A 6,833-nucleotide genomic window follows, 5' to 3' on the forward strand; every position below is an offset into this window, starting at 1 on the left:
ATTTCAAGAAAGAAGAGATTTATATGCGTACTAGATTCCTTTCAAAACTGACAAATGGGGAAGTCGAAGAATATTTAAATAGAAATGATATCATTTTTGTTCCTGTTGGAGTGACGGAAACACATGGAGCGTTACCGCTGGATTCAGAAACGGTTCTTGCGGAAGCCATCGCTTTAAAAATGGCAGAAGAATCGGATGGGCTTGTATTGCACAACTTACCTTATTTCTTCCCAGGCGGAACGATTGTCGGCCGGGGAACCATTCAAATGACCGTAAAAGACGGAATGGCTTATTTAGATAAAATTGCAAAGTCATTGCTGAATCAAGGCTTTAGACGACAAATTTATATCACCAGTCATGGTCCGGCGTATCTGACCGTAAGCGGCATGGTTCGTGATTTCTTTGATGAAACAAAAGTGCCTGCCCTGTATATGGACGTATTAAAAGCAGCAGAGGCAGCCAATCTCAATCTAATGGATGCATTCCATGATATGACGATAGGTGCTTATAAAATGTTAGGAAGATTAGAAGATGTTCCATTGAATATGCCTGAATCTCCTTCTGTGACTTATGATGTGCAGCATATGTTAGCAGGGATGAATAAGAATCCAGGGAATACATTAGGAAAGTATGCGTATCAATCCGGAGCAGTGGGCTCATATTTCTTTGAGCCATCTGATCATATGGCTACGCCGCTTTTAAAAACAGCTGAGGAAAGAGAAGAGCATGCCGCTGCGGGTGTTCAAGCGATTAATGAACTTGTAAAAGCATTGGATATGCCGGCTATCGTTGAAACCCTTCGTCAAGTCGATGATTACACAAAGGAAACCATTCTTCCTAAATACGGTGCACATTTGCCAGGCGGAAAGGTATGAATTTCAATAAATGAGATCTTCAAAAAGCGATTCCTAATATAGGAGTCGTTTTTTTTCAAAAACTAGTTTCTACCGCCGCCAGAAAAACCATATATATAAAGTAAAAGTTCACAGAGGTAGATACATTGGACAAACAAAATAACCGATTTAGATGGGTTGTATTTGCTTCCGTACTGTTTACTTATTTAATAATGTCAAGCCAGCGAACTGCACCGGGATTGATTACGGACCAAATAATGAGGGATTTTCATGTAACAGCAACAACGATTGGGTTACTGGCAAGCATTCAATTTTTTGTATACACGGGTTTGCAAATTCCGATGGGGATTATGGCTGACCGATTTGGTCCCAATTTTTTTCTCATTATCGGTGCGATCCTTACGGGTCTCGGTACCATCATTTATAGTCTCGGCACCCATGAATTTGTCTTGTTTTTTGCCAGAATCCTTACGGGGATGGGAGATGCGACCATCTGGGTCAATATGGTGTTAATCTTGAGCCAATGGTTTAGTGCGAAGGAATTTACCCGCTTAATCGGTGTAGCGGCAATGACGGGGAGTCTTGGTTTTCTGTTGGCGACAGTTCCATTCTCCTTATGGATTGACCTGATTGGTTGGAGAGCTGCGTTTTTTTCAACAGGCCTATTATTATGTCTATGTGGCATTTTCCTTTATTTTGTGCTCGTCAAAAAGCCAAAACAAGTCCTTTCTAATAAAACAATAATTAAAAAAGATGAGACCCAACGTGAGAAAACGTTGGTTTTACTGAGAAGAATTGTTTCGAATCGCCAGGCATGGGCTTTATTCTTATGTCACTTTGGGATTGTCGGAACGTATGTAGGATTTATCGGTTCATGGGCAGTGCCCTATGGGATGGATATGTATGGAATGACACGTTCAGAGGCAAGCCAGCTTATTTTGATTGGTCTGGTCGGGGCACTGATTGGTGCTCCTTTATCTGGCTGGATTTCAAGCCGGCTAGAGATGATTAAACGACCTTATGTGGTTGTCCATATCATTCTAATATTGTGTTGGTCTACCTTTCTTTTATTTAAAGGGAATCCTCCCAATTTCTTGTTAACGATGCTTTTCTTTGTTATTGGTCTTGCATATGGGGCAAATGCCTTAACGTTTGCTGCCGTTCGTCAATCTTTTCCGATCATGGAATCCGGCCTTGCCTCCGGATTTGCGAATACAGGTGGATTCTTGAGTGCCGTATTGCTGCCAAGTATCTTTGGAAATGTCTTAGATCACTTTCAGACCGCTTCAGGCAGTTTAAGCGCCGGTTACCACTATGGTTTCATCACACCAGTCATCTTCTCCCTATTTGGCTTGATTGGAGTGATGGTGCTTAAGGAATGTGGCAAGGGGACGGATCGAGGATCACTGAGAAAAAATCAAACCTGATTAAGATACAAAAATGGCTGAGTCGAAGTTGAAAAATCTCTTCTGAATGGACCATCCTAAGGTCAATGAAGACCAAAACGGTACAGGGCAAGATGGAAAATGGACTTCATATTTTTATTGGAGACAATAAGCAAGCCTGTGGGGGAATCTTTTATCTGCCTCTTATGAAGTGATTTCAGCAGCGTCGGACGGCTCTTCTGCAGCATTTTGTCTATTTATTTTCCCGTCGGCAAAAATCTGCAATTTTTTAATATGCTAATTAAGCAACTTCCTTAAACAGCAATGTTTTTGTGAATTCAATCAAACGTTTGAGTAACTGACAAATATTTTAGAAGCTTCTAAGGTCCTGCCCAATCATAACACGCATGTCAGAGTTTTTAACCAAACGTTTGTATAGATTTCTAGTAGGGAAATCTGGCGAAGATTGACAATCGCAGTTGAGGTCATGAGCGATGATGGCGGTGGGATATGAATTCTTCGGTTATTTTCTTGTTCATTCTGCAATTATTTTGCCCTAAAAAGATGCCAGTTTCCCGCTTGACTTGAGTTATGTACAAATTTAATTAAACGTTTGTGTAAACGACAATGTTTTTAGTTATAAAACCCAATGGAAAGCCTATTTTTATTAGCATTTCATTGCAATTAATCAAACGTTTAATTAAAAAAATAAATGTGGGACTTTGTTGGAAGTTGGGGGATGGCTAAGTAATGGGACAGACCGCTTAAATTAAACAAAACAGGGGACTGTCCCTTTTTAGGGGCTAAACTCGAGATACATTGGTATTAAGCTGCTCCAATTTAGTAGCGATTGCAGTAACCATATCCTTCGTTACTTTAGGAAGCTGAGACTTTAAGATCGCATTAACTACCGGACCCATTGCACCGCCGGCAGTGAGTTCAAGAAAGCCGGTTATCTTCGTTTTATTTGCATCTACCGCCTCTGCTAGGAAATATCCTTCACCAGAAAGTCCTTCATTTACCCCCTTTAACTGAAAAGTTATCTTTGTTGGTTCAATCCATTCTTTTATGGTGACCATCAGACTGATCTTTTTCTTTATGAATCCTATGTTACTATTAAACTCCCAAGTCGACTGACGGTTCGTAAATTTCCGATGTTGAATATATCCAGGGATAAGAGGAGCCCAATTATCCATATCCTTAACAAAATTCCAAACCTGATTGATCGGTACATCCACCTCAACTTGATGCATTCCGGTAGGCATTCATTTACCTTCTTTCCGTTACATTAATAAGATCTTCTTATTATATGTTCCGTAAATTAAAGGGAGATTTGTCCCTTACAGCTTGGGCGAAGGATATGTACCGTAACTTTTAATTCTATAAGAATGCGGTGTCATGTTTGGGGATTAACTTTAAAAAAACAAAAAAACATGTTGACGTGTTAAAAATAATCTAGTAATATTACGTTTGTCGCTAAGAGATATGACGAAAAACATTTTATCTCAAAAAAATAGTTGACATTTAAAGATCATTGCGGTAATATTAATTACTGTTGCTGAACCGGGTTGCTGCCTTTTGAAAAAAGCAGTTGACTAGTTCGGAAAGAGATGGTATATTATAAATCTGTCTCTAATAAATTGTTCTTTGAAAACTAAACAAACAAAAACGTCAACAAACAATAATGATCATGTTTCTTCTATTAAATAGAAAACATGAGCCAACGTAACATTTTTGAGCTAATCAACTCAACTTTATTGGAGAGTTTGATCCTGGCTCAGGACGAACGCTGGCGGCGTGCCTAATACATGCAAGTCGAGCGAATCACTGGGAGCTTGCTCCCGGTGATTAGCGGCGGACGGGTGAGTAACACGTGGGCAACCTGCCTGTAAGACTGGGATAACTTCGGGAAACCGGAGCTAATACCGGATAATTTCTTCCCTCGCATGAGGGAAGGTTGAAAGTCGGTTTCGGCTGACACTTACAGATGGGCCCGCGGCGCATTAGCTAGTTGGTGAGGTAACGGCTCACCAAGGCGACGATGCGTAGCCGACCTGAGAGGGTGATCGGCCACACTGGGACTGAGACACGGCCCAGACTCCTACGGGAGGCAGCAGTAGGGAATCTTCCACAATGGACGAAAGTCTGATGGAGCAACGCCGCGTGAGCGATGAAGGCCTTCGGGTCGTAAAGCTCTGTTGTCAGGGAAGAACAAGTATCGGAGTAACTGCCGGTACCTTGACGGTACCTGACCAGAAAGCCACGGCTAACTACGTGCCAGCAGCCGCGGTAATACGTAGGTGGCAAGCGTTGTCCGGAATTATTGGGCGTAAAGCGCGCGCAGGCGGTCCTTTAAGTCTGATGTGAAAGCCCACGGCTCAACCGTGGAGGGTCATTGGAAACTGGGGGACTTGAGTGCAGAAGAGGAAAGCGGAATTCCACGTGTAGCGGTGAAATGCGTAGAGATGTGGAGGAACACCAGTGGCGAAGGCGGCTTTCTGGTCTGTAACTGACGCTGAGGCGCGAAAGCGTGGGGAGCAAACAGGATTAGATACCCTGGTAGTCCACGCCGTAAACGATGAGTGCTAAGTGTTAGAGGGTTTCCGCCCTTTAGTGCTGCAGCTAACGCATTAAGCACTCCGCCTGGGGAGTACGGCCGCAAGGCTGAAACTCAAAGGAATTGACGGGGGCCCGCACAAGCGGTGGAGCATGTGGTTTAATTCGAAGCAACGCGAAGAACCTTACCAGGTCTTGACATCCTCTGACACTCCTAGAGATAGGAATTTCCCCTTCGGGGGACAGAGTGACAGGTGGTGCATGGTTGTCGTCAGCTCGTGTCGTGAGATGTTGGGTTAAGTCCCGCAACGAGCGCAACCCTTGATCTTAGTTGCCAGCATTCAGTTGGGCACTCTAAGGTGACTGCCGGTGACAAACCGGAGGAAGGTGGGGATGACGTCAAATCATCATGCCCCTTATGACCTGGGCTACACACGTGCTACAATGGATGGTACAAAGGGCAGCGAAGCCGCGAGGTGGAGCCAATCCCATAAAACCATTCTCAGTTCGGATTGCAGGCTGCAACTCGCCTGCATGAAGCCGGAATCGCTAGTAATCGCGGATCAGCATGCCGCGGTGAATACGTTCCCGGGCCTTGTACACACCGCCCGTCACACCACGAGAGTTTGTAACACCCGAAGTCGGTGGGGTAACCGTAAGGAGCCAGCCGCCTAAGGTGGGACAGATGATTGGGGTGAAGTCGTAACAAGGTAGCCGTATCGGAAGGTGCGGCTGGATCACCTCCTTTCTAAGGATAATGCAGTCCTTATGGACTGATAAGAAGTTGACTGTTTCTTGTTTGTTTAGTTTTGAGAGAACAATCTCTCAAAACTTTCGTTCTTTGAAAACTAGATAATCGTATAGAAGAAGTAACCAAGTAAGAACCGAGTAATCGCCATTTTAGTTTTTCTCTCTTATTTTTAAGAGTAAGTAAAACCTTTTAGGTTAAGTTAGAAAGGGCGCACGGTGAATGCCTTGGCACTAGGAGCCGATGAAGGACGGGACTAACACCGATATGCTTCGGGGAGCTGTAAGTAAGCGCCGATCCGGAGATTTCCGAATGGGGAAACCCACTGTTCGTAATGGAGCAGTATCTTTACCTGAATACATAGGGTATTGAAGGCAGACCCGGGGAACTGAAACATCTAAGTACCCGGAGGAAGAGAAAGCAAACGCGATTCCCTGAGTAGCGGCGAGCGAAACGGGAACAGCCCAAACCGAAAGGCTTGCCTTTCGGGGTTGTAGGACACTCAACATGGAGTTACAAAGGAACGGGGTAGATGAAGCGGTCTGGAAAGGCCAGCCATAGAAGGTAAAAGCCCTGTAGTTGAAACTTCGTTCCCTCCTGAGTGGATCCTGAGTACGGCCGGACACGTGAAATCCGGTCGGAAGCAGGGAGGACCATCTCCCAAGGCTAAATACTCCCTAGTGACCGATAGTGAACCAGTACCGTGAGGGAAAGGTGAAAAGCACCCCGGAAGGGGAGTGAAAGAGATCCTGAAACCGTGTGCCTACAAGTAGTCAGAGCCCGTTCATGGGTGATGGCGTGCCTTTTGTAGAATGAACCGGCGAGTTACGATTGCATGCGAGGTTAAGTTGAAGAGACGGAGCCGCAGCGAAAGCGAGTCTGAATAGGGCGAATTAGTATGTAGTCGTAGACCCGAAACCAGGTGATCTACCCATGTCCAGGGTGAAGTCCAGGTAACACTGGATGGAGGCCCGAACCCACGCACGTTGAAAAGTGCGGGGATGAGGTGTGGGTAGCGGAGAAATTCCAATCGAACTTGGAGATAGCTGGTTCTCTCCGAAATAGCTTTAGGGCTAGCCTCACGTAGTTAGAGTCTTGGAGGTAGAGCACTGTTTGGACTAGGGGCCCTCATCGGGTTACCGAATTCAGACAAACTCCGAATGCCAATGACTTATCCGTGGGAGTCAGACTGCGAGTGATAAGATCCGTAGTCAAAAGGGAAACAGCCCAGACCACCAGCTAAGGTCCCAAAGTATACGTTAAGTGGAAAAGGATGTGGAGTTGCTTAGA

General features: G+C 44.7%; 3 protein-coding genes and 2 rRNA genes (1 of these 5 only partly in view). 4 read left to right on the forward strand and 1 reads right to left on the reverse strand.

The features are described 5' to 3' along the window. Window positions 1–23: 23 nt before the first annotated feature. Both V5M37_RS02815 and V5M37_RS02820 read left to right on the forward strand, forming a co-directional pair. Window positions 24–875: a creatininase family protein gene (locus V5M37_RS02815; RefSeq protein ID WP_423800669.1), complete on the forward strand. Its 852-nt coding sequence runs from the start codon at window positions 24–26 to the stop codon at window positions 873–875. Window positions 876–1,000: 125 nt separating this feature from the next. Then, window positions 1,001–2,281: an MFS transporter gene (locus V5M37_RS02820; protein WP_423800670.1), complete on the forward strand. Its 1,281-nt coding sequence runs from the start codon at window positions 1,001–1,003 to the stop codon at window positions 2,279–2,281. Between the two features lie 761 nt (window positions 2,282–3,042). Here the strand turns inward: V5M37_RS02820 and V5M37_RS02825 are convergent. Then, window positions 3,043–3,504, reverse strand: a complete 462-nt coding sequence (locus V5M37_RS02825; protein WP_423800671.1) for a CoxG family protein — start codon at window positions 3,502–3,504, stop codon at window positions 3,043–3,045. 489 nt (window positions 3,505–3,993) lie between these two features. On the opposite strand from V5M37_RS02825, the gene V5M37_RS02830 reads away from it, so the two are divergent. Continuing rightward, window positions 3,994–5,543: ribosomal RNA gene (locus V5M37_RS02830) — 16S ribosomal RNA — on the forward strand. 195 nt (window positions 5,544–5,738) lie between these two features. Further along, a 23S ribosomal RNA gene (locus V5M37_RS02835) occupies window positions 5,739–6,833 on the forward strand (it continues 1,840 nt past the right edge of the window). The 16S and 23S rRNA genes sit together here, the layout of an rRNA operon.

The organism is Neobacillus sp. SAB-20_R2A, from assembly GCF_049568635.1.
In the GTDB taxonomy this organism is placed as follows: Bacteria; Bacillota; Bacilli; order Bacillales; family Cytobacillaceae; genus Neobacillus; species Neobacillus citreus.

Coding starts and splice junctions, on each gene's coding strand:
- V5M37_RS02815 (WP_423800669.1), top strand. CDS start 24: ATGCGTACTAGATTCCTTTCAAAACTGACAAATGGGGAAGTCGAAGAA.
- V5M37_RS02825 (WP_423800671.1), bottom strand. CDS start 3,504: ATGCCTACCGGAATGCATCAAGTTGAGGTGGATGTACCGATCAATCAG.